This window comes from Microcoleus sp. D3_18a_C4 (assembly GCF_036702415.1).
Lineage (GTDB): Bacteria > Cyanobacteriota > Cyanobacteriia > Cyanobacteriales > Microcoleaceae > Microcoleus.
The window spans coordinates 12,469-34,783 of sequence record NZ_JAUBTI010000023.1 but is presented as its reverse complement, the minus strand read 5'-3'; the positions used below and the strand labels follow the sequence as shown (position 1 = coordinate 34,783).

Below are 22,315 nucleotides of genomic sequence, written 5' to 3'. Positions count from 1 at the left end.
GGTGATGTGGGTACTAGATTCTAGAAGCTTGGCGTAGTCCGCGCGGGCTTCTGCTAATTCTTGTTCAAGGTCATCTGTTCTCCGCTTATTGCAACTGGCGTTGCTGAATGGGGGTATGATTTAGGAATCCTGTGCGGTGAGTAATGCTCGCTCGGAATAATTAATTGAACATGGAACGGGAACATCATTAAACTTGAGGTAATGAATAAGTAGCTTAATTGAATATCTGAGCATTCTTTCTGATGCCAGAATAACAAAGAGTTTTTCGTTTTAATCGAGCCAGATAATGCCTTAATCTTGTGTTTTCACCTTCTGCAAGTCATGTAAGTTTTGGATATAATTTGGTCTCCATCTGGAATAAACATTGGATCAACTTTCGGGCCATCTGTCACATAAAAATAACATCCCCATTTACTAACTACATCCCACAAAGGTTCAAATGTTTTAGCACGCTCGGTCTCCTAATACCCCTCCTAGAATACCTGGTCTAAAGTGGTCTACTACTGTCCACACCCCTTTTTTTTTGATCCGATAAAAGTTTGTAGTTCATCTAGTTCTCCTACTTCGGGAATTATCTCGGGAGCGTAAGCCGATGGTAGCAATTTTCCAACTTGCTTGACCCAATTAATTCTTGTCCTGTGAGGCACGCATTTTACTCTCTCTATCGCCCGAAAACCCATTCCCTCGATCTACATTTTTAGGCATTCATATTTAACTTCTTGTTCGTAGCCACGGTGGCTTTGATAGCAATCTATAAATTGCCTGTCACAGTCAACATAAATATAATTTTGCTTGCCTTTTTTGTGACCATTTTTATTAACATGAGTTAACTTACATTCGGGACATTTCATTGTCTTTCACTTTCAGTTAGTTGGTTTTTATGAATCCCTCGCTCCATTTATCATACCTCAATTCAGCAACGCCAGATTTGTTCCATCGGCTCGGGAGCGGTGGAATCGACGGTCAAACAAATAGACAGAAGGTTGAAAATTTCTGGGACTCAATGGTTGAAAAAAAATGTCAATCAAATGCTAAAATTTCGTTGTGCCTACCTCAACGACCTCTTAGGAATGAGAATTAAATAACTTCCACTCTTGAAAGTGGGATGGGCGTCCCGCCCGTCGAAAAAGGACGGGCGGGACGCCCATCCCACAATAACAATTAAAATTGTAAGTTATTTAATTCGCGATCCTTAGCCATTTGAGGCTTTTGCAAAACCGGGATGTTCCCGTTGCAAAAGCCCTCGTCGAGCTCACGTTTACTATGAGTAAAAGCGTGTATCTAAAAAAAAATAGGCTAGCCATATTTCACAGCGCCTATCTCTATCCAAATTTTAATGGTTCCCCGCAACGCCGTCTTACCTCAGCTTTTGACCTGGTATTTTACCAGGTGGGTACCGTTGGCTCGGACTTAAAGTTTCTGGGTACAAGCCCAGTTTACTGCTGTCCAAACATCTTGATTCCCGAGAGTTAAGAGTTATAGATCAAAAAAACATTATTGGCAGTCACCAACGTCGCAGTAGAACCTTTATGTGAACAAACCTGACTGTCAACTGAGTACAGTTAGACCGCAGGCTTCTTTTTCCTTTTTTTCAAAGGCTTTTTATAGTGAGGTAGTTCCACCCCCACTTGCTAATATAGTATCAGAGTATTTCCAGATTATCAAGGGATATACAGAAATAATTGTCGCTTTGGGTACCTACACCCGACGAGCCTTTCATCCCAAGGAGTAATTCCCAACGGGGTACTTCGCGCAGCGCTCAGATTAATCGCCTTTAAATATACCGAGGGACTTCCCGGCTGGTAGTTAATATATACCAACTAACCCGATTTTGGCAAGCTGCGAGCAATTTAACTTGCATACCAGATGGATTCTACGGTTTGAGCGATCGCCTCCGCTGACGATCGCCCCTGAGCCACCAAGTCCGCGTCGAGCACAACTGTAACGTGACCGAGTTTGCGGCCCGGACGCGATACTTTCTTACCATACCAATGGACAAAAGCACCGCTAATTTGTGCCAGTTGTTTTCTTTTTGCTAAATAATCGGACTGGGCCGACTCGTAGCCTAGCAAATTTACCATGACAGCGCCTGCACATTTCAGAGCCGAATTACCTAAAGGCAGTTGACAAACTGCGCGCAAATGCTGTTCAAATTGTGAAGTTTCGCAGGCATCGATCGTAAAATGTCCCGAGTTGTGAGTGCGCGGTGCAATTTCATTGACTAACAGCTTATTGTCGGCGGTTAAAAATAATTCAATGCCGAATACGCCGACTGCTTGCAAACTGTTGAGGAGAGTGCGGGCGATCGCACAAGCTTCCGTTTTCACATCTAAACTAATATCAGCGGGCGCAATCACCAGATGACAAACCTGATTTTGCTGCTGAGTTTCCACTATCGGATAAATCGCAATTTCGCCATTTGCCGATCGAGCTGCAATCACAGCCAACTCGCGATCGAACGGCACAAACTCTTCCACTAGCAAAGACTGACCCTCTATCTTAGCACGAATTGACTCAAAACTCCCCCGATCGTTAACAATAAAAGTACCTTGGCCGTCATAACCGTGGCGGCGAACTTTGACGACAAAGGGAAAGTCGATCGATCCAGCATCCGAGTCTCCTTCCATCTGCACCCTGTCGGAAACAGAAATTGCCCGAAAGTCGATCGCCACCGCCTTAAACAATTCCGGGGGCAAATCCGCGCTGCAATCCCATTCCCAAAACCTCGGAGTTGGCAAACCCAAACCTTGTAAATAACAGCGCTGAACGTACTTATCCAACAAAGGAGAAAGCGACGACAAACTCGGCTGAAATAAAACACCTTGCCGTTCTAGCGGCCGCAAACCATCCAAATCCACAAACTCATTTTCAAAAGTAATAACATCGCAGCCAGCAGCCAATTGAGCCGTAGCTAAAACATCATCAACAGCCGCCAAAACAGCACCAGCAGCCACAGAAACTGCCGGGTCAGTAGCATTAGGAGTTTGTACTACCAATTCAATACCGAGTGCCCTAGCAGCATCCCCCATCATCGAAGCTAGCTGGCCCCCGCCGACAACGCCCACCCGCTTAAATTTGGCCGACAAACTCGCAGCGGTTTGATTTGATTTCATGTGAGTAAAATTCCGCAAAGTCAACCTGCCTATCTTATCGCTATTTGGCCCTAGCTAAATTACAGTAATTGAAGAGTTAAAAGCCAAAAAATAGTTTTAATTGCATGATTAAATCGAGGCAGAACCCAGAAAAATTGGGCAGCTAAAGTCTTTAATTATTGCACGCTCCCAGCCATTGAGAAACAGCCGTCGAAGCCCACTCCTCCAGAAAAGTGCCACATCTAGCAATTCCCTAGCGCCAAGCATGGCATAATTGACAGCACTGCAAAAAGCAGATAGACAGATGCCAACACTGAAAATCAGACATTCAGGGAACAAAATTTATAGGTGAGGATACTGTGAAAGTTTTAGTTGTGGGAAACGGAGGTCGCGAACACGCGATCGCAAAAAAACTGCTAGAATCTACGCGGATTAAACAAGTATTCTGCGTACCGGGCAACGGCGGCACAGCTACCACCCCAGGCTGTCAGAATCTGTCGCTCAACATCGACGACTTCCAAGGCATCGAACGCTTTGTGATGGTCAACAACATCGGATTAGTCATCGTCGGCCCCGAATTGCCCCTATCGCTAGGCATCGCCGACTATTTCCAACAGCGAAAAATGATGATTTTCGGCCCCACCAAAGCCGGCGCCCAAATTGAATCCAGCAAATCCTGGGCCAAAGAACTGATGCTCGAAGCAGGCATCCCCACACCCAAAGCTGCCGTATTTACAGACGCAGAAGCAGCCAAAGCATACGTTCTGGAACAAGGAACCCCAATAGTCATCAAAGCAGACGGACTCGCATCAGGCAAAGGAGTCACCGTTGCCACCACCGTCAAAATGGCTCACAGCGCCATCAACACCATTTTCAGAGGCGAATTCGGCACAGACAACATCCGAGTCGTCGTCGAAGAATTCTTAACAGGTCAAGAAGTCTCGATTCTCGCCCTCACCGACGGCATCACAGTGGAACCGTTGCTGCCGGCCCAAGACCACAAAGCTATCGGCGAAGGCGACAAGGGAGCCAACACCGGGGGTATGGGAGCCTACGCCCCAGCGCCCATCGTCACCCCGGAACTCATGGAAAGGATTCAAGAAGAAATTCTCGAACCCACCCTCTCCGCACTGCAAAAACGCAAAATCGACTACCGGGGTGTACTCTACGCAGGTTTAATGATTACCCCCGACGGAGAACCCAAAGTCTTAGAATTCAACTGCCGTTTCGGAGATCCCGAAACTCAAGCGGTTTTGTCACTGCTGGAAACTCCTTTAGAAGATTTGGTGCTGGCCTGCTGTCAGCAGCGTCTCGGTGAATATTCTATTCGCTGGAAGTCGGGGGGCTCTGTTTGCGTAGTTTTGGCTTCTGGGGGCTATCCTGGAAGTTATCAAAAAGGCAAAGTTATTACAGGTATCGAGGAAGCTGAAGCCAAAGGAGCAGAAGTGTTTCACGCAGGCACCCAGTTGAAGCACCAGGAGTTGGTGAGCGACGGAGGCCGGGTTTTGGGCGTCACTGCGACGGGAGAAACTTTGGAACAAGCTATCTCCAAAGCTTATGCAGCAGTGGATTGCATCCAATTTGAAGGGGTCTACTGCCGGCGGGACATCGGCCGCCGAGCACTGGGCGATAAAAATTAGGAATTGCGGCATCGGCCGCCATCCGAAAGCCAAGCAATCTCAATGTAGAAATGTAACAATGAAGTTTGGTCTCTCTGCGGTGGCGGTAGCGGACAAGTCGCAGCAGAAAATTCGATCGGGAGCCAACTGAATTGATCTTGCTTTTAATATTGAACGGGTGAACTGGTGAAATGCTGGCCATACTAAACAAAATCGGAGAAATTATTGCCCGCTGGTGGTCGGATTTTACCCTCCAGACCCGCCTGATGGCCGGTGCTACCCTCGTAGTGTCGTTAATTATGAGCGGCCTGACATTCTGGGCCGTGAATACTATCCAGCAAGACGCCCGACTTAACGATACTCGTTACGGCCGAGACCTCGGCCTGCTGTTGGCGGCAAATGTGGCGCCGCTGATTGCCAAAAACGATCGCTCCGAAGTCGCCCGCTTTTCCCGCCAATTTTACAGCAGCACCTCCAGCGTCCGCTATATGCTTTATGCCGACGAAGCGGGGGATATTTTCCTGGGGATACCCTTTTCGGAATCCGAGGTGGAGACTTCCCTGACGCTGCGCCGCCAGATCAAACTTCCCGATAATTTTCTCGCCGATATTGAGGCGAGAAATTTAACTTCTTTGCCTTTGGTGCGGCAGCATTTGACGCCAGATGGAGAAGTTACCGATGTATTTGTGCCGTTAATTCATGAAGACAAATATTTGGGAGTTTTGGCGATCGGCATTAACCCCAATCCCGCAGCAGTTATCTCTTCAAATCTGACTAGGGATGTCACTTTAGCAGTATTTGTGACAATTTGGGTGATGGTAATTTTGGGAGCTGTATTTAATGCCCTGACAATTACTCAGCCGATCAAACAATTAGTCTTCGGGGTCAAAAACATTGCCAGCGGGAATTTTAAGCAGCGAGTTGACCTGCCTTTAGGGGGAGAATTGGGCGAGTTGATCGGCAGTTTTAACGAGATGGCCCAGAAACTCGAAAGTTATGAAGAACAAAATATTGAAGAGCTGACAGCGGAAAAAGCTAAGTTAGAAACTTTGGTTTCAACGATTGCTGATGGCGCGCTTTTATTAGACGCAAATTTGCAGGTGATTTTAGTTAATCCGACGGGGATGCGGATTTTTGGATGGGAAGGCAAAAATGCGCTCGGAGTAAATGTTCTGAACATTTTGCCTTCGGAAGTGCAGCAGGAGTTGGGGAGACCGTTGCAGGAAATAGCTGCGGGCGATCGCGAAGGCGGCGAATTTCGCATCTCTATGAGCGAACCAGTTAACCGTACAATTAGGATTGTTTTAACTACAGTCATTCTGCACAAAGCGCCCGGTGCCGAACCGCTGTGCAGAAGCTGCATCCGCCATGAGGAAGATACCTGTACCGAGCCACAACGCCCGGTAGCTGTAGAGTGTACTTTCTACGAGCAAACCTCCAAGCATCAAGGTTCCGGAAATTACCGAGAAAGTCTCAAAGGCATTGCAATGACAGTGCAGGACATCACTAGGGAAGTAGAACTCAATGAGGCTAAAAGCAATTTTATCAGCAATGTTTCTCACGAATTGAGAACACCTTTATTTAATATCAAATCTTTTATCGAGACTCTTCACGAGTACGGAGAAGACCTTCTAGAAAGCGAGCGCAGGGAATTCCTAGAAATTGCCAATCGAGAAACCGATCGACTAACTCGTTTAGTTAACGACGTGTTAGACTTGTCGCGGCTGGAATCCTGCCGAGTTTATCACTTGGAAGCTGTGGACCTCCCGCAAGCTGTGGAACAAACCCTGCGGACTTATCAGTTAAATGCTAAGGATAAAGGCATTGAATTAGAGCAAGAAGTTGACCCGTATTTGCCGCCTGCGTTAGGTCATTACGATTTGCTACTGCAAGTATTTGCAAATTTAGTAGGAAATGCCTTAAAATTTACTCAGTCCGGCGGCAAGGTGGCAATTCGAGCGTATTTGCTAGAGTCGGAGGCGTCCACCCACAAAGACGGTCAATCCGTCAACCAAAACTTGTCACCGGATGCCAAACATTTTCCGGTAGTGCGGATCGAAATTTCGGATACGGGAATTGGGATAGATCCTGAAGACCAACAAGCAATCTTCGATCGCTTTTTCCGGGTAGAAAACCGAGTACACACTTTAGAAGGAACGGGATTAGGTCTTTCTATTGTCAGAAACATTATTGACAAGCACCACACTAAAATTAATTTAGTTAGCGAAGTTAATGTGGGTACGACTTTCTGGTTTGACTTGGCAGTTTATCAGCCGAAACAAACAGTAGAGATGGAAAATTCTTGGCCAGTGGAAGCAACGGTGGAAAGTGAAACAATTGCGAGTCATATTAAGTAAGCCCACTTAATTAAACGTAAAAGGCGATCGGTATTAAAGCCCCGACTTCTTTAAGAAGTCGGGGTTCTGCCTATTCTGTTTAAAGATTCTCCTAATAGGCCTGACCAAACGCTGACATCATCAGTGTGGATTATCCTTAGCTGTCCTATCTAAGCTCAATTTTACCGATAAAACTACATACCAAGACCAATAAGTACCAACCCCCAATAGTCCCCCCTCTGTCAAATTGGTCATTAGTATAAATGTTAATAAATACAAAGGCAAACCTGACTCTGGAAAACTTCCCTTAACTAGGTACTTTATACCTCTAAATATATTATTAAAAAATGACCCAATAAACAACAATAATCCGGCCCAACCCAGTTCGCAAAGTATATCAATAAAACCATTGTGAGAGTGGGGTGGCACAAAACCAGTTTTAGCTACTACAATTCCGTAAGCTGGATTTTCCGAGCCACGCCAAGACTGCCAAAATCCTTTCAGTCCATAACCAAATATGGGATTATTTTCATTAAGTCGATCAATAATTAAAGGCCAAAAATCGGTTCGCCCGGTTAAAGTCATATCTTTTCCCAAACCATCCACAATAATAGCCTCTAAATTATTTAACACCAAAATACTTATACCTATACTACCCACCAAAAATAAGATAAAGCAGACAAAAGCCCATTTTACAGGTAATTTTTTTAAGAGTGCTAAATAACTCCACAAACTGATTAATACCACTGTCAAAATCCGACTAGCACCACTACAACCTTTTTGCAATCCTACTAAAGCTATTAAAGTGATAAATAATGATAAATATCGATACTTACGATCCTTAAAAGCATATAAAATCCATAAAGAAGCTGTATTAGCCATTTGAAAAGAAAAAGGGTTTTTATGACCTAAAACTCCTGTCCAACAACCGTCCGGCGCTGCATTTGTTTTCACAATAGACCATAAAGCTAATAAACCACTTAGCCATCTCAATAATCCATAAATTTCTAACCAACTATACACTTTCCCTGCATAAATAGAAACCAGTGTTATTCCCCACATAGCAAAAATAGCCCGGAAAGTAAGTTCAGGAGTTTCTGACCACAAGCCCGATAAAGTCATAATCAACAAAAACCAACCTAAAAAAATGTCCCCTGCTATCCATTTAATGCACATAGAAACAGTTTTTTGCGTAGTTTTAGTTAAGCGGGGAAATATCATTAATATCATGGCCCCATAAATGGCAATTTGACCAATCATCGTTGGGGGCGTAGTTTCTAAGTTGTAGAAAACGTTAGGGTGGAGTTTGCTAAAGGGCATGGCCGCGATCCCCGAACCACCAGTCATGGTAAAAAAAAGTATCCCCACAAAAATCTTTTCTAATGTGAGACCCAATTTGGGATGGCGTGCGACTAAAATATAAATAGTCACCAAGACGATAAGCGCTAAACACAATAGCATCAACGCAAACATCGGCACCCTTAAAATATCTTTCATGGCTTTACCTCTATCATAAATTTGTTACTACCTATGAAATGGCTTACTCTCCGTGCTTTACAACTGCCACTGCTGGCGCTGGTACTCACACTCTCCTACCCTCAAACCAACCTCGCTCAGTCGCCTGCCCCCGCAACAAGTATTAATACTGACTACTATCTAGGTGGTGGAGACAATATTAGAATTGATATCTACGATCTGCCCCAGCTTAGTGGGGTGTATCAAATTCCCGCTGGGGGAGCTATTCAAATCCCGGTTATTGGTAGTGTTTCCCTTCAAGGATTAACTTTAGAACAGGCAGCCCAAGCTATCACTAGAGCTTATGGCCGGGTCGTAAAAAGACCTTTAGTTACCATTAGCTTACAAGCTGCCCGCCCGCTCAATATTTGGTTGTCGGGTGAAATAAGTCGTCCCGGCTCCTACTCATTGCCCCTAGCTAATGGAGGTGGAAATACACCATCAGTTCAGTTTCCCACGCTTCCTCAAGCTTTAGAAAAAGCTGGCGGTATTCGAGCTAGCGCTGATATCCGCCGAGTAATTGTCCGACGTCGTGTCAAGGCTAACCAACAAATAACTCTCACTTATAACCTGTGGGATTATTTACAAACTGGTCAAACAAGCCAAGACATCACGTTGCGAGATGGAGATCAAATCTTGGTTCCCCCTCAAGAAACAATTAATTTAGCAGAAACAAATCAAGTTAGTGAATCTACTTTTTCTATACCAGCAGAGCAACCCCGTAGTGTCTCAGTATTCGGAGAGGTAAAGCGTCCCGGTAGATATGTAGCGATCGGTGGTGATACCCAAAATGGTCAAAGAACCAGCGGACAACCGACCATCATTCGAGCTCTACAACTAGCTGGTGGCATCACATCAATCGCTGATATTCGGCAAATCCAACTCCAACGTTATACTAGAAGTGGCAAACAACAAATTAGAACTATTAACCTCTGGCAATATTTGCAAGAACAAGATACCTCTCAAGATACTATACTACAAGAAGGGGATATCATCTTTGTCCCGACAGCGACGGCGATCGACCCAGGAGAAGTTTCGGTTCTAGCTACTGCTAGCTTTGCTCCGGGGACTGTGCAAGTGAGTGTTATCGGAGAAGTCAATACTCCGGGTGGACTTAAATTACCTCCTAATACTACCTTAAATCAAGCAATTATGAGTGCGGGGGGTTTCCGACTAAGTCGCGCTAACTCTAGATCCGTGGAACTGATCAGGCTGAATCCTAATGGAACTATATCCCGCTCGGAAGTAGCAATTAATTTGAATCAAGGAATCGATGCTCAAACCAACCCACTTATTCAAGATAATGACATAATTATAGTGGGACGTTCGAGGACTGCTACCTTGGTAGACACCATTAACACTGTTCTCACACCCGCTAGTAATATTATTGGTGGAATTCTCGTTCCTACCCGACTGATAGAGCTACTTAGACTATTGGGAAATTAGGAATTAAATAACATACATTTTTGCTATGGATAAAAAACTGTTGTCTTCCCTCAAGAATGACCTTAATGGTCAATATTTGTCTGTTCCCTCCGCTAATTACCTAGCTAGTAGCCCAGCAGAGGATGACCAAGTTCTTGATATGAATTGGGTACTAGCTGTAGTCAAACGTCGCCTTCTGGTGATGGGCATAGTAGCTGCCAGCATAGCTACTTTAAGCGGGAGTTTCGTGCTCAAGGCTGCCAAAAACTCTATTACCGAGTATGAAGGAAAATTTACGGTTTTAGCAGAACCCATTACGGCTGACGATCGGCTATCCAAGCTCTTGGTTCAAGCTCAAAATAACAGTTTAGGTATCACAGACTTGAACAAAATTAAATCATCAGCGGAAGACGGTTCCTCGGTGGATTATCAAAGTTTAGCGCGGGTTTTAAAAAGCCCAGAAGTGTTACTACCATTAGTCAATAAATTGCAAACAAAATATCCAAAGTTTGACTATAAAAGTCTCAGTAGCCGCTTGACGATCCAACGTATTACTTTCTTGCGAGATGGGAAGCAGGGGGGTACTAAGCTCGTAGATATTAGCTACCGCGATCGAGATCCCAAGCGCATCCAATATGTGCTGGATGAAACTGCCAAATATTACCTAGAATATATGGACAAAGAGCGTTTAAAAGTTAGCAAACAAAGTATTGATTTTATTGATCGACAACTGCCACCACTCCAACAGAAAGTAGATAACTTGCAACAAGAATTACAAAGGTTAAGGGTTCAGTATAACTTTAACCAACCCGAACTACGCAGCCGCAGCCTATCAGATCAGCTAGATAATTTAACTAATCGTCGCCTAGAAGTACAAGTACAACTAGCAGAAAGTAGGCATCAATATGAAAGCTACAAAAAAAGATCGTTAACCGGGGATAATCGTTGGATTGTTGAGATTAACCCCAAGTCTTATGAAAATTTAATTAGCAAAGTAAATGAAATTGAGTCGCAATTAGCTTTAACCTCTACTCAATTTTATGAAAATAGCCTTCCCATTCAATCTTTGCGGGAAAAGCAGCAAAGTTTGCGCGCTTTAATGAAAAAAGAAGCTGAGTCTGTCATCTCTCAGATGAAATCCCAACTAGAACAGTTGGAAGCTCGCGAGCGAGTGATAACTAATAGTCAAAACTTACTGCAAGCAAAAATCACTCAAATGCCCCAAGCTCAGCGTCGCTATGATGACCTACAATTAAAACTAGAACTAGCTAAGGAGACTCTCAAACTCTTCCTCGAAAAACAAAAAACTTTACAACTAGATGCTGGTCAAATTGATGGCTCTTGGCAAATTATATCTAAACCACAGTTAGTCACAAACGAAAATGGTGAGCCCAACCCAGTAACACAAAAACCAACCCGTCGCCACCTAGCGATCGCGATCGTTATTAGCACTTTACTAGGCATTGCTATAGGTTTCCTAGTAGAAGTTTTAAATACGGTTTTCCATACTCCCGAAGAAATTAAATCAGCAACTAAACGGCCTCTTTTGGGAGTCATTCCGATCGCCAAAGCGATGAAAATTAAATCTCGTAGAGGTGAAAGTGTTCCACCTAAATTCACTAGCGTAAGTTTAAATACTAACAGTGCAAGCTTAAAACGAATAATAGTTTCAAATTACAAAGATTTTCCTGTGGTCGAGGCATTTCACTACTTATACACAAATATTCAATTATTAAATGCTGACAACCCAATAAGTTCTTTAACCATCACTTCGACTATTAAAGGTGAGGGTAAGTCCACTGTAGCACTTTATTTAGCTAAAACTGCTTCGGCTGTTGGTAAACGAGTATTATTAGTGGATGCTAATATGCGTTTGCCTCAACTGCACACATACCTTGGCTTATCAAATATGAGAGGTTTAAGTAATGTTTTAAGTTCGGATTTAAGCTTAAATGAGGCTATTCAGCGATTACCCGACGATGACAATCTTTTTGTCCTCACAGCAGGTACTATTCCCGCCGATCCAATTAAATTACTTTCTTCGAGAAAGATGCACTATTTAATGGAACAATTCCTAGCCTTATTTGATTTAGTCATTTACGATACGCCACCTTTGATTGGTTTAGCCGACGGTCATTTACTAGCTTCTCAAACTGATGGTACAGTGCTGATAGTGAAAATAGAAAAAACAGATCGCGGCATGGTAAGCAAAGCTTTAGATCAACTAAATGTAGCCGATTTTAAAGTATTGGGAGTAGTAGCTAATGGGGTCAAATAACGAATGCTAAAATGGGAGCATCTCAATGAAAGCAGCCAAGCTCGAAATTGGAATTAGGAGTCAGGAGTCAGGAGCCAGGAGAAAAGAGTCAGAAGGAAGAAGAAAGAAGTATTTTTGCAAATATGAGATGCTCCCGCTAAAATGGAGTTAGATAGGGAAAGGAAGAAGTAAGACAATTTGAGATTTTTGATGGGCGAGAGGTATTAACTTACTAGATAAGCTGTTGTGCATCTAAATCGTGTTTTTTGTGCGGGCTTTCTGGCCCAACCCCTACTCCCCATAAGAACTTTATCAAATTTTAGTTCACAGTTTAAATGTGCAACAGCTTAGGGGTTTGGAGTTAGCCTATACTGGGATTCTTTTGGGAAACTGGTATAAGAAGTCGATGTAGAATGCAAAATAAGTAAATCAAGTTAATTAAACGTAAAACGATCGCACTTTTACCACCCCCACTTCTTAAAGAAGTCGGGGTGGTAATTAGATCAAGACTTAAGAAAGAGTCTTTCTAGCACGTTCCGATCGCTCTTCTGCCGTCTCCATAACATCCGCCATCTTATCCACCATTTCCCCTGGGTAATTTTCCAGTACCCGAGTAGAAAGCGAAATCCGGCCGCGACTTTCATCGAGGTCAAGCACGATCGCTTTCAGGGGTTGACCGGGAGCAAACACCTTTCCAAGGTTATCAATATATTTTTGGCTAACTTGCTTGATGTGCAGCAAACCGCTAACTCCTTCCAAGTCCACAAACACCCCAAAAGGCTTGATGCTGCTGACTTTTCCTTCCACCAACTGACCAATTTGCAAATCCTTGAAGGCATTGGATTGAGTGGCCATCCGCTGGGAAAGTACGAGTTTTTCTCGTTCGCGATCGACCTCCAAAAAATTAACGCTCAAAGATTGACCGATCAGCGATTCTAGGTTATCGCGATCGACTAAGTGCGATCGGGGAATAAAGCCGCGCATTCCCTGAACATCTACAGTCACGCCGCCCTTATTTGCGCCAGAAACCCGCACCTGAAGAACTTTACCGGTTTCCTGCAATTCAACTAAATCTTCCCAAGCTTGCTGAATTTGTAACTGCCGCAGGGACAAGGTAACTTGGCCATCTGCATCTTGTTCGCGGATAATCAAAAAGTCCCGTTCCTCGTCCAGGGGAACCACTTCCGACAAATCCGTTACTGTTCTCAAAGCAGCCTCTTCGATCGGCAAAAAAGCCGAAGACTTGCCGCCGATATCAACATACGCGCCGTTTGAGTCGTACTCGAACACTTTGCCGCGCACTACTTGTCCCTTCTGGAACTCATAATTGTGCTGTTCGAGGGCTTTAGCAAAATCATCCATTGAAAAGGATGGTTTTGCGCTTTGAGAACCTGTAGATTTGGAATTCATGTCAGTTTAGTTGTCAGTTGTCAGTAATTTAGTTGTCAGTCGTCAGTAGAAAAAATTTTCCCACTCTCCCCATCTCCCTATCTCCCCATCTCCCACTCTCTAAGCTGGTTGAAGTTGCTGATGAAATAGCTGCTTCACCTGCATCCACGAGTCGGCTGCTGCCGTAGCGTCGTAACTGCCGCGGTGGTCGCAGAAGAAGCCGTGATCGGCATTGTAGCGGAAAATTTGGTGAGAAATACTGTGTTTTTGCAATTCGGCGGCGATTTGGTCAACTTGTTCTAAGGGAATGCTGGGGTCTTGAGTGCCAAAAAAGGCGTAGAGAGTGCCTTTAATGTCTGCTGTGCGGGCGATCGTGGGGGTGCCGCCGCCGGGGGTTTGGGTGGCGATACCGGCGCCGTAGAACGACGCTGTAGCCTTGATTTCGGGCAATGTAGCGGCGAGGTAGGCGACGTGTCCTCCAAAGCAGAAACCGATGCAGCCAAAACCTTGTTGTTTGACTGAGGGTAGAGTTTTGAGGTAATCGATGGTGGCTTGGATATCGCCGAGAAGTTCGGAAGCGGTGGTTTTTTCTTTGTATTCTCTGCCGATTTGGATGGCTTCGGGTGTGTAGCAGGTTTCAAAGCCGGGGGCTTGACGCTGGTAAATGGCTGGGGCGATCGCCACATATCCTTCTTTTGCTATTTTTTCAGTAACTTCGCGGATGTGCGAGTTGACGCCAAAGATTTCTTGAATCACGATAACTGCGGGAAATTGCCCTGGGGAGGCTGGCTGGGCTAGGTATGCAGCTATTTGCAAATCCCCGTTAGGAACTGTGATGTTTTTGGTGCTAATTTCGGCTTTTGTCATCAGAAAAATGGGTTTGAAACCCCGTCCTTTTAGGACGGCTTTACAGTTCGCCATGAGTTGTAAGCCAGAAACTTACAATCTGTGGGCTTTGCGTTTTGACACAGGCGTTTTCCTGTACCAAGACTGTGCAGGCTAATGCGAGATTTTTTAGAATCTTCGCCACCTACGTAACACTTTCCATACTTAGGATGCTTGACAATCCCCCCGCGCTTCAATCCTTGCGACATGGAGCCACCGTAAGGACGGCGATATCCGTTTTTCCCAGGGTTAAAAACGTGCAATTGCCTGCGATAAATGCGGATGGGCTTACATTCCATCACCACCATATTTTTTGGTGATCTATCGCCACCTACCAACAGGTAAGCTAGCACCCAAGAATCGACACAATGGGCATCAAAAACATTGGATAACTTGACCTTAGATTTTTGGAGACCTAATTTTTGACGAGTTAAGTAGGTGTCGGTATAGCCATCAAATTGGGTGACAGGTGCAATTCTTTCCAACTCGGAATAACACCATTTTTTGCCAACTTCTAAGGGCGAAAATGACTTATTCCATTTGCGACAACCTTTTTTGGTCAATGCTTTTACATCCTCAATTCCAATGTCTGAGATAGGAAAGATGGTATCAAAAACTTTGACTACTCGGATTTTGAATTGCCAACGCGCCTTAGTGCTTGGAGGAATCCCGCCACGCTTACGGTTTTTACGAGGTTGGCGACAAGGTGTTTTTCGATTGCGCCTTGCACGTCTGGCGTTTGTACTTGTCTCCTCAGCCTCTTTGACCCAATCAACAGCATGAAACTGCTGATTTAAGTAGGTATGAGCTTTTGATTTGACTGTGTACCCCTCACGTTTAGAACCCGGATCGATTCCGACTGCTACGGGTTGGGTCTGACGATTTGAAGGTTCAACGTTTAAGCGAACACAAAATATCCCTTTACGGAAAAATGGTGTTGCTTTTCCAGATTTAATCCAACGCTCTGCCCTTGCGGGTGTTGTTGGCATTAAAGGACGTTGCTCAAAGTCCACTACAGGAACGTATTGCATGGTTTTTGTTTGGCGATAAGCCTAACTGTTTAATTTCCTTCGACTTTGACTAACGGAGTGGTTACGGGTTAGGAATAGCGCCTGTAACGTCCAATGAAAGTGCCACCTTCAGTTAGTTCAAATTGGTTTCTCAACCGTTGTCTAGTCCTACTTGCGCTTGTTTTCTACCTATGGCTTGGTTTCCTTACAAGCCCCATCCCTTTAGGGTGGGGTTAGTGACAGGGAGTTTTAAGGTAAATGCCACTCTACTAATTTTAAGTTAATTTGGGGATTTTGTATGAAATTTGCCAATAATATTTTTCGGAACGGCGAAGCGCAAATACCGCAAATATGGCAGGTAAAAATTCGCTATTTATTGAAGGTTTAGGTTTCGCTAAATAAGTTGGGTCAAATCACTCCTAGCAATTAATTGGGGATTCAATTCCGGTAAAATATAAGTTGTGGTCTGGGATTTTCTAAAGCATAGATTTTGATAACTCTACGAGTGGGCAGCTTTTATCTGGCTTTTTCGTGAGATTTTAGAGATAAGTGTCTAAGCCGTTAGCTGTTGAATATGAGCTAATTTTTTTTGATATATCGGAGTTGTTTTTTAATCGCTTTGCTTTCTGGTTGGCGGAATCGTTTTAGGAGATTGATTCCGGCTAGGACTCAAGTCTAAGTTACGATCGCCATGCCGAACAAAGTCATCCAACCAGTTGAGGAGATTGATTCCGGCTAGGACTCAAGTCTAAGTTACGATCGCCATGCCGAACAAAGTCATCCAACCAGTTGAGGAGATTGATTCCGGCTAGGACTCAAGTCTAAGTTACGATCGCCACGCCGAACAAAGTCATGCAACCAGTTGAGGAGATTGATTCCGGCTAGGACTCAAGTCTAAGTTACGATCGCCACGCCGAACAAAGTTATCCAACCCAAGGAAGACAGTATTTGGTTTTTTCCGCTGTGGGCTTGCTGTCAGGGTAAGATCGAAGGTATTGGTGGGGTAGAGCCAGTCGATCGCACAATATTTTTTGCCTAGTTTCCGTGAACCGGTAGGTGTTAAAATAGGGGTATCAAATTTTTAGGCTCAAACTCATGTGCAGCAAGAGTTTGATGCCCCTCCTCTGAAAAAACGATTCACGGAAAGTCTGAAAGCTTTACAGGATAAGGTTTTGGAGTGAATATGAAATTTTTGGTATTGACAACCCGAAGGCTGGAATGGTACTTTTGTTTTAGATTCACGGAACTGCACCTTGAAAACCAAATACACCCTGGCTTCTGGAACGGGCGGCCGGATAAAACCTAAAACCCTATCAGGGATTGAAACATTTCTACCAAAGTCTCGAAGACGCTGCCCGTGTGCCGGATAAAACCTAAAACCCTATCAGGGATTGAAACATGGGTTCAACTTCATAATCAGCCATGTTGTGGTGCCGGATAAAACCTAAAACCCTATCAGGGATTGAAACATTATTTGATGGTGTGTGTTGGGGGCGTTTTGCCCCCAACGCCGGATAAAACCTAAAACCCTATCAGGGATTGAAACTTAATATTTTTATTTTTAAAATACCAGTTCGACGAAACATCTAGCCGGATAAAACCTAAAACCCTATCAGGGATTGAAACCTTACAAGCCTGCCAGATTGAGCCGTCCGGGGCTTCGCCGGATAAAACCTAAAACCCTATCAGGGATTGAAACTAAATGCCACAAGGCATATCCAGGCTCTCACCAACAAGCCGGATAAAACCTAAAACCCTATCAGGGATTGAAACTAAACGCTAGTTGCCATCGGTTTATGTTTGTAGGCCGGATAAAACCTAAAACCCTATCAGGGATTGAAACGGAGAGCCAATGATTACGACTGTTGTTGCTAAAGGCCGGATAAAACCTAAAACCCTATCAGGGATTGAAACAAATCGCCAGTCGGTGCGGGTGCGGGGCTGGGAGATGGTGAGCCGGATAAAACCTAAAACCCTATCAGGGATTGAAACGCTAAAACTTCCGGTTTGATAAGAAGCTACAAGCAGCGCCGGATAAAACCTAAAACCCTATCAGGGATTGAAACACCATCTGGACACCCCGCGCCGCCCTTCGACTGGGAAGCCGGATAAAACCTAAAACCCTATCAGGGATTGAAACTTACTATTCAGGTGTAATTTATCCACAATCAAAGCCGGATAAAACCTAAAACCCTATCAGGGATTGAAACTAGCCGTGGTTGCTGTAACTTTAGCCGCCACTTTCTGTAGAGCCGGATAAAACCTAAAACCCTATCAGGGATTGAAACTTAGAGGATCTGCATTGCAAAGTTGGCCTATTTTCGCCGGATAAAACCTAAAACCCTATCAGGGATTGAAACACTCCTTCCCCACGGGCGATCGGCTACAGCAAAAGCCGGATAAAACCTAAAACCCTATCAGGGATTGAAACAAAGGCTCAGACTTTGATTGTGTATTTGTCTATTTCGGGCCGGATAAAACCTAAAACCCTATCAGGGATTGAAACCCGGTGGTCGTCGGCTCCAAGCCTTTTTCCATCAACTGAGAGCCGGATAAAACCTAAAACCCTATCAGGGATTGAAACCCATTAGAGTTGGAGCATCTTTTTCTAAATTACTTGGCCGGATAAAACCTAAAACCCTATCAGGGATTGAAACACTCCAACCGCATTGCTTCCAAGGGTGAATCATTGCCGGATAAAACCTAAAACCCTATCAGGGATTGAAACTATAACGAGCGCGGTCTTTAGCTTGCTGACAACTGCCGGATAAAACCTAAAACCCTATCAGGGATTGAAACGCAACTGTGTCAAGTCAACATAAAAACGAAGTCGCAAGCCGGATAAAACCTAAAACCCTATCAGGGATTGAAACGAAGTCATCGCACCCGCCGCAGCACCCGCACCCACAACACTGCCGGATAAAACCTAAAACCCTATCAGGGATTGAAACGAACTTGCCAGATCGCACGGCATCGTAACTCTGACATGCCGGATAAAACCTAAAACCCTATCAGGGATTGAAACGAACATAGCCCCAACTTCTATTACACTTACGAACCGCGCCGGATAAAACCTAAAACCCTATCAGGGATTGAAACATTCTGGATACCGAGACGACGGGCCTGTACGATGCCGAGCCGGATAAAACCTAAAACCCTATCAGGGATTGAAACAAAATGGACAGCTTGGCCGCCTTCTTTGAGATGGATTTGGTGCCGGATAAAACCTAAAACCCTATCAGGGATTGAAACATCCTTGGCCTTCAGTGGCGAGACGGAATTAAAGTTTTGCCGGATAAAACCTAAAACCCTATCAGGGATTGAAACGTTGTCTTGTGGTGCTGGAATTTCGCCCACCAGTTGCAAGCCGGATAAAACCTAAAACCCTATCAGGGATTGAAACAAGGCGTGGCGTTTGGTTAGGAAATAATGCTTTTAGCCGGATAAAACCTAAAACCCTATCAGGGATTGAAACTCCTTTAAAATTCAGCATTAGCAATGGGCAGATTGCCGGATAAAACCTAAAACCCTATCAGGGATTGAAACAAAAATAATGGGGTTAAGGTGCTGCGGGTGCAGGCCGGATAAAACCTAAAACCCTATCAGGGATTGAAACGCACGTTTAACCCCCGCATCTTCAAGGTATCCCGCGCCGGATAAAACCTAAAACCCTATCAGGGATTGAAACGAAAAAGTTGGTTGCTCAGATGAACGTGCAGCGGGCCGGATAAAACCTAAAACCCTATCAGGGATTGAAACGGGGAGACGGATTGACAGGGTTTGCTGTCCCTCTGGCCGGATAAAACCTAAAACCCTATCAGGGATTGAAACGTTAATTAACTATAGTTCGTTTACGAACAACTGGCCGGATAAAACCTAAAACCCTATCAGGGATTGAAACAAGCGGCATCGGGCTCGGTTGGTTTCAGATTGTTTGGCCGGATAAAACCTAAAACCCTATCAGGGATTGAAACAACTCTTCTTCCTCTCTTTCTCTTCTCTTGAAAAGCCGGATAAAACCTAAAACCCTATCAGGGATTGAAACTGAGCTTGCGGTTTAGTTCGTGGCGCTGTGCTAAGCCGGATAAAACCTAAAACCCTATCAGGGATTGAAACTACAAGGAATAGGTTTACTTAACGGGTCTTCCCAGAGCCGGATAAAACCTAAAACCCTATCAGGGATTGAAACACTAACTTCTGCAAAGCTTCTGCCTGTTGCACTTGCCGGATAAAACCTAAAACCCTATCAGGGATTGAAACCCAGGGAACCCCAGAGGAGAAAACCAACTTAAGGCCGGATAAAACCTAAAACCCTATCAGGGATTGAAACAGCTTTCTACACGGTTCGCCATGTGGCTGAGCGATGAGCCGGATAAAACCTAAAACCCTATCAGGGATTGAAACTACGATTACAGGCTGAAGAAACTAACCAATACAGAATGCCGGATAAAACCTAAAACCCTATCAGGGATTGAAACTTTGCTAGTCGCTTTTTCATCTCGTACAGCGCGGCGAGCCGGAATCGCCGGATAAAACCTAAAACCCTATCAGGGATTGAAACAGCAGAAGCTACTATCAACCGCCGACTTGCAGCTATGCCGGATAAAACCTAAAACCCTATCAGGGATTGAAACCAAAACAAGGTAAAAGAATGCACAAGTCAATCAAAGCAATCGCAGCGTCAATATTAAGTTTTACTGTCGCAACAGCGGTTTACGCTCAAAGACCGCCGGAGCAATGGGTTCAAGTAGTTACGACCGAAGACGGCAATCGGATTTATCTTGATCTGTCTTCCCAAGTACGACTGTTTGACTCTGGGGTCAAGAAAAGCACTTTCCGCACCGTGACTACTTCCCCTGAAGGAAGGTCATTGAGGGGAATGCGCTATCAAGCTGATTGCTTCCAGAGAACTTTAGCATTGCAGGCGGTGGAAATAGTAAACGCTCAAGGTTCATTTGTTCGGCGGGTTCCCCTAGAGAGCGCAGACAAAGCGCCTACTGTGCCGACAAAAGATACGGTTGCAGAAGCAATCTTGCAATATGCTTGCTCTCAGTTCTAGGGAATCCGATCGCAAGCAACGTCACAAATTAAAACGCCCCTGCGATGCAGCAAACTTGCCGGAAAATACCTATTTCCCCATCTAGGGCTTGAAACGCCCAAACTACAAAATTATTGGCTCAAAAATAGACCTCTCCTCTCTCTTTTTATCTCCTCCCATAACCTCAAGCAATCGATCGACTACACGCCTCCAAGTAAAATTTTCAGCCACAAAAGCCGGGCCCGCAACCCTCGCTTTCGCAGCCAATCCAGGCTGTTCGATCGCCCTTTGCATCAAATCAGTCAAATGTTCCCACTTAGGAGCTAAGATAAATAAGGTTTCCCCCTCACTCTCCACAGCCGTAAATTTACTCTCAATCCGCTGTGCAAAGTTCGATCGCGTAAAATCATCCGTAGGGCCGCCCGCCGTGCAAATAACCGGCAAACCGCAAGCTGCAGCTTCTAACACCGGCAGATTAAAACCTTCTGCCAAATAGGGAGAAACATAAACATCTGCTGCTTGGTAAAACTCAGCTATTTGAGCAAAAGATAGCTGGCTACCAGTATAAATTAATCTTGGTAAAACCCTCGCTCTTTCGGCATCGTTGAGCACAACTCGGCAGGCTTGGGCAATCTCGTCTCTCGACGGATAAAGCAGTTCCGAACCTTTTAAAACTAATCTCGCATCTGGATATTTGTCAACTACCGCAGCGAAGGCTTTTAATAAAGGGCGAATACCTTTGCGATCCGTTTGTCCTCCGATGTTTAAAAATATAAAATAGTTTGACCAGCCCAAGCTTTGGCGCAGTGATTGACGCCGATCGCCCGTAGCAGGATAATAAATATTAGGATCGACCCCCAAAGGTACAACGGCAATGCGATCGGCCTCAACTCCGCTGCGAATTAAGCCGGCTTTTGACCAAGCTGAAGGTGTAATAATTTTCGTTTCTGAATTAACCGGGGTTTGGGCGATCGACTTAACACCCATCGCCTGTAATACTGAACGGGTAATAATCCCCCATTCTGTGGCTGCAAATACCCAAGTTTGAGCGCTGCTGGATGCCGAGAAGTTCCACGGGCAGTACATTCGCAGGGTAACATCCGCTGACTGATTTACCCCAGGGCTCTTAATGCTGCGAAGTAATGTTTCATTTGGGCGATCGAACAAACTAATTTTCGTCTCCCAAGCTGCGTCAATGTAGGGCATATCGCGGTGGAAAAGCTCAATTTTTCCTCGCGGGCGATTCCCTACGGGATAGCTGCGCCGCGCGTGCATTTCCAGCAGTTGAAATTGATTGGCTACGCAATAGGAATGATAAATAAAACGCCAGCCTTCAACAATAATCTGCAATTCAAAACTCCCGCTTTTGGAATTAAAAATTCACCTAATAATCAGAAACTGGTAATTAGTAATTAGCCAGCAAAAATTACCAATTACCAATTACCAATTACCAGAAAGAATAGGTTTACAGCCAGAACCCCGATCGGGAGAAATTAAAAGAAGACTGTTCATTAAGCTGTTGGGCATCTAAATTGTATTTTTTGGGCGGGCTCTTAGGCCCAACCCCTACTCCCCACAAGACTTTTCTTAAATTTGACTCTACAATTTAAATGCACTTCAGCTTACTCCAATCCTCTTCTTTCCAGGTAGATGTCGGTATCCCAGGTCAACTGTCAACTGTCAACTGTCAACTGTCAACTGTCAACTGTCAACTGTCAACTGTCAACTGTCAACTGTCAACTGTCAACT

At 44.6% G+C, this 22,315-nt stretch carries 11 protein-coding genes, 1 other RNA gene, 2 pseudogenes and 1 CRISPR repeat array; of the genes and pseudogenes, 6 read left to right on the top strand and 8 right to left on the bottom strand.

Annotation, left to right across the window (positions count from 1 at the left end):
* Positions 1-120: 120 nt before the first annotated feature.
* Positions 121-851: pseudogene (locus QUB16_RS13230) on the bottom strand (IS1 family transposase).
* A gap of 63 nt (positions 852-914) precedes the next feature.
* On the opposite strand from QUB16_RS13230, the pseudogene QUB16_RS13225 reads away from it, so the two are divergent.
* Positions 915-1,085: pseudogene (locus tag QUB16_RS13225) on the top strand (ISKra4 family transposase); the annotation flags it as partial.
* A gap of 252 nt (positions 1,086-1,337) precedes the next feature.
* Here the strand turns inward: QUB16_RS13225 and ssrS are convergent.
* Both ssrS and QUB16_RS13215 read right to left on the bottom strand, forming a co-directional pair.
* Positions 1,338-1,525, bottom strand: a non-coding RNA gene (gene ssrS, locus QUB16_RS13220) — 6S RNA.
* Between the two features lie 325 nt (positions 1,526-1,850).
* Positions 1,851-3,113 (bottom strand): 5-(carboxyamino)imidazole ribonucleotide synthase, encoded by a 1,263-nt coding sequence (locus QUB16_RS13215; RefSeq protein WP_333316625.1) that lies wholly within the window; start codon positions 3,111-3,113, stop codon positions 1,851-1,853.
* 338 nt (positions 3,114-3,451) lie between these two features.
* Between QUB16_RS13215 and purD the strand changes: the two genes are divergently transcribed.
* Positions 3,452-4,732, top strand: a complete 1,281-nt coding sequence (purD, locus tag QUB16_RS13210) for a phosphoribosylamine--glycine ligase (protein ID WP_333316624.1) — start codon at positions 3,452-3,454, stop codon at positions 4,730-4,732.
* A gap of 170 nt (positions 4,733-4,902) precedes the next feature.
* The gene (locus QUB16_RS13205) at positions 4,903-7,068 is read left to right on the top strand and encodes an ATP-binding protein (protein ID WP_333316622.1); all 2,166 of its coding nucleotides are present in this window, start codon (positions 4,903-4,905) and stop codon (positions 7,066-7,068) included.
* A gap of 120 nt (positions 7,069-7,188) precedes the next feature.
* On the opposite strand, the gene QUB16_RS13200 is transcribed toward QUB16_RS13205, so the two are convergent.
* Entirely contained in the window at positions 7,189-8,544 is a 1,356-nt protein-coding gene (locus QUB16_RS13200) for an O-antigen ligase family protein (RefSeq protein WP_333316620.1), read from the bottom strand.
* Positions 8,545-8,577: 33 nt separating this feature from the next.
* Here QUB16_RS13200 and QUB16_RS13195 point away from each other — a divergent pair, with 33 nt between their 5' ends.
* Positions 8,578-10,008, top strand: a complete 1,431-nt coding sequence (locus QUB16_RS13195) for an SLBB domain-containing protein (protein WP_333316618.1) — start codon at positions 8,578-8,580, stop codon at positions 10,006-10,008.
* Between the two features lie 25 nt (positions 10,009-10,033).
* A complete protein-coding gene (locus QUB16_RS13190; protein ID WP_333316616.1) occupies positions 10,034-12,265 on the top strand; it encodes a polysaccharide biosynthesis tyrosine autokinase in 2,232 nt (743 codons plus the stop codon).
* Positions 12,266-12,754: 489 nt separating this feature from the next.
* Here the strand turns inward: QUB16_RS13190 and QUB16_RS13185 are convergent, their stop codons facing one another.
* From QUB16_RS13185 to QUB16_RS13175, 3 genes are all read right to left on the bottom strand, one after another.
* Positions 12,755-13,654 carry a S1 RNA-binding domain-containing protein gene (locus QUB16_RS13185; protein ID WP_333053701.1) on the bottom strand — a complete coding sequence of 300 codons (900 nt, stop codon included), beginning with the start codon at positions 13,652-13,654 and terminating at the stop codon, positions 12,755-12,757.
* 99 nt (positions 13,655-13,753) lie between these two features.
* Positions 13,754-14,500 (bottom strand): dienelactone hydrolase family protein, encoded by a 747-nt coding sequence (locus tag QUB16_RS13180; RefSeq protein WP_333316614.1) that lies wholly within the window; start codon positions 14,498-14,500, stop codon positions 13,754-13,756.
* A 29-nt stretch (positions 14,501-14,529) separates the two neighbouring features.
* Entirely contained in the window at positions 14,530-15,549 is a 1,020-nt protein-coding gene (locus QUB16_RS13175) for an RRXRR domain-containing protein (RefSeq protein ID WP_333316611.1), read from the bottom strand.
* A 1,269-nt stretch (positions 15,550-16,818) separates the two neighbouring features.
* Positions 16,819-20,162: direct repeats of the CRISPR family, unit length 37 nt; unit sequence GCCGGATAAAACCTAAAACCCTATCAGGGATTGAAAC.
* Positions 20,163-20,179: 17 nt separating this feature from the next.
* On the opposite strand from QUB16_RS13175, the gene QUB16_RS13170 reads away from it, so the two are divergent.
* Positions 20,180-20,587, top strand: a complete 408-nt coding sequence (locus QUB16_RS13170; protein ID WP_333316609.1) for a hypothetical protein — start codon at positions 20,180-20,182, stop codon at positions 20,585-20,587.
* A 102-nt stretch (positions 20,588-20,689) separates the two neighbouring features.
* Here the strand turns inward: QUB16_RS13170 and QUB16_RS13165 are convergent, their stop codons facing one another.
* Complete coding sequence (locus QUB16_RS13165; protein ID WP_333316607.1) at positions 20,690-21,916, bottom strand: glycosyltransferase family 4 protein; 1,227 nt, start codon at positions 21,914-21,916, stop codon at positions 20,690-20,692.
* Positions 21,917-22,315: the final 399 nt, after the last annotated feature.

What these genes read in the sequence shown, in the direction of transcription:
- QUB16_RS13215 (WP_333316625.1), bottom strand. Translation starts at nt 3,113, where the DNA reads ATGAAATCAAATCAAACCGCTGCGAGTTTGTCGGCCAAATTTAAGCGG.
- QUB16_RS13205 (WP_333316622.1), top strand. Translation starts at nt 4,903, where the DNA reads ATGCTGGCCATACTAAACAAAATCGGAGAAATTATTGCCCGCTGGTGG.
- QUB16_RS13200 (WP_333316620.1), bottom strand. Translation starts at nt 8,544, where the DNA reads ATGAAAGATATTTTAAGGGTGCCGATGTTTGCGTTGATGCTATTGTGT.
- QUB16_RS13195 (WP_333316618.1), top strand. Translation starts at nt 8,578, where the DNA reads ATGAAATGGCTTACTCTCCGTGCTTTACAACTGCCACTGCTGGCGCTG.
- QUB16_RS13190 (WP_333316616.1), top strand. Translation starts at nt 10,034, where the DNA reads ATGGATAAAAAACTGTTGTCTTCCCTCAAGAATGACCTTAATGGTCAA.
- QUB16_RS13185 (WP_333053701.1), bottom strand. Translation starts at nt 13,654, where the DNA reads ATGAATTCCAAATCTACAGGTTCTCAAAGCGCAAAACCATCCTTTTCA.
- QUB16_RS13180 (WP_333316614.1), bottom strand. Translation starts at nt 14,500, where the DNA reads ATGACAAAAGCCGAAATTAGCACCAAAAACATCACAGTTCCTAACGGG.
- QUB16_RS13175 (WP_333316611.1), bottom strand. Translation starts at nt 15,549, where the DNA reads ATGCAATACGTTCCTGTAGTGGACTTTGAGCAACGTCCTTTAATGCCA.
- QUB16_RS13170 (WP_333316609.1), top strand. Translation starts at nt 20,180, where the DNA reads ATGCACAAGTCAATCAAAGCAATCGCAGCGTCAATATTAAGTTTTACT.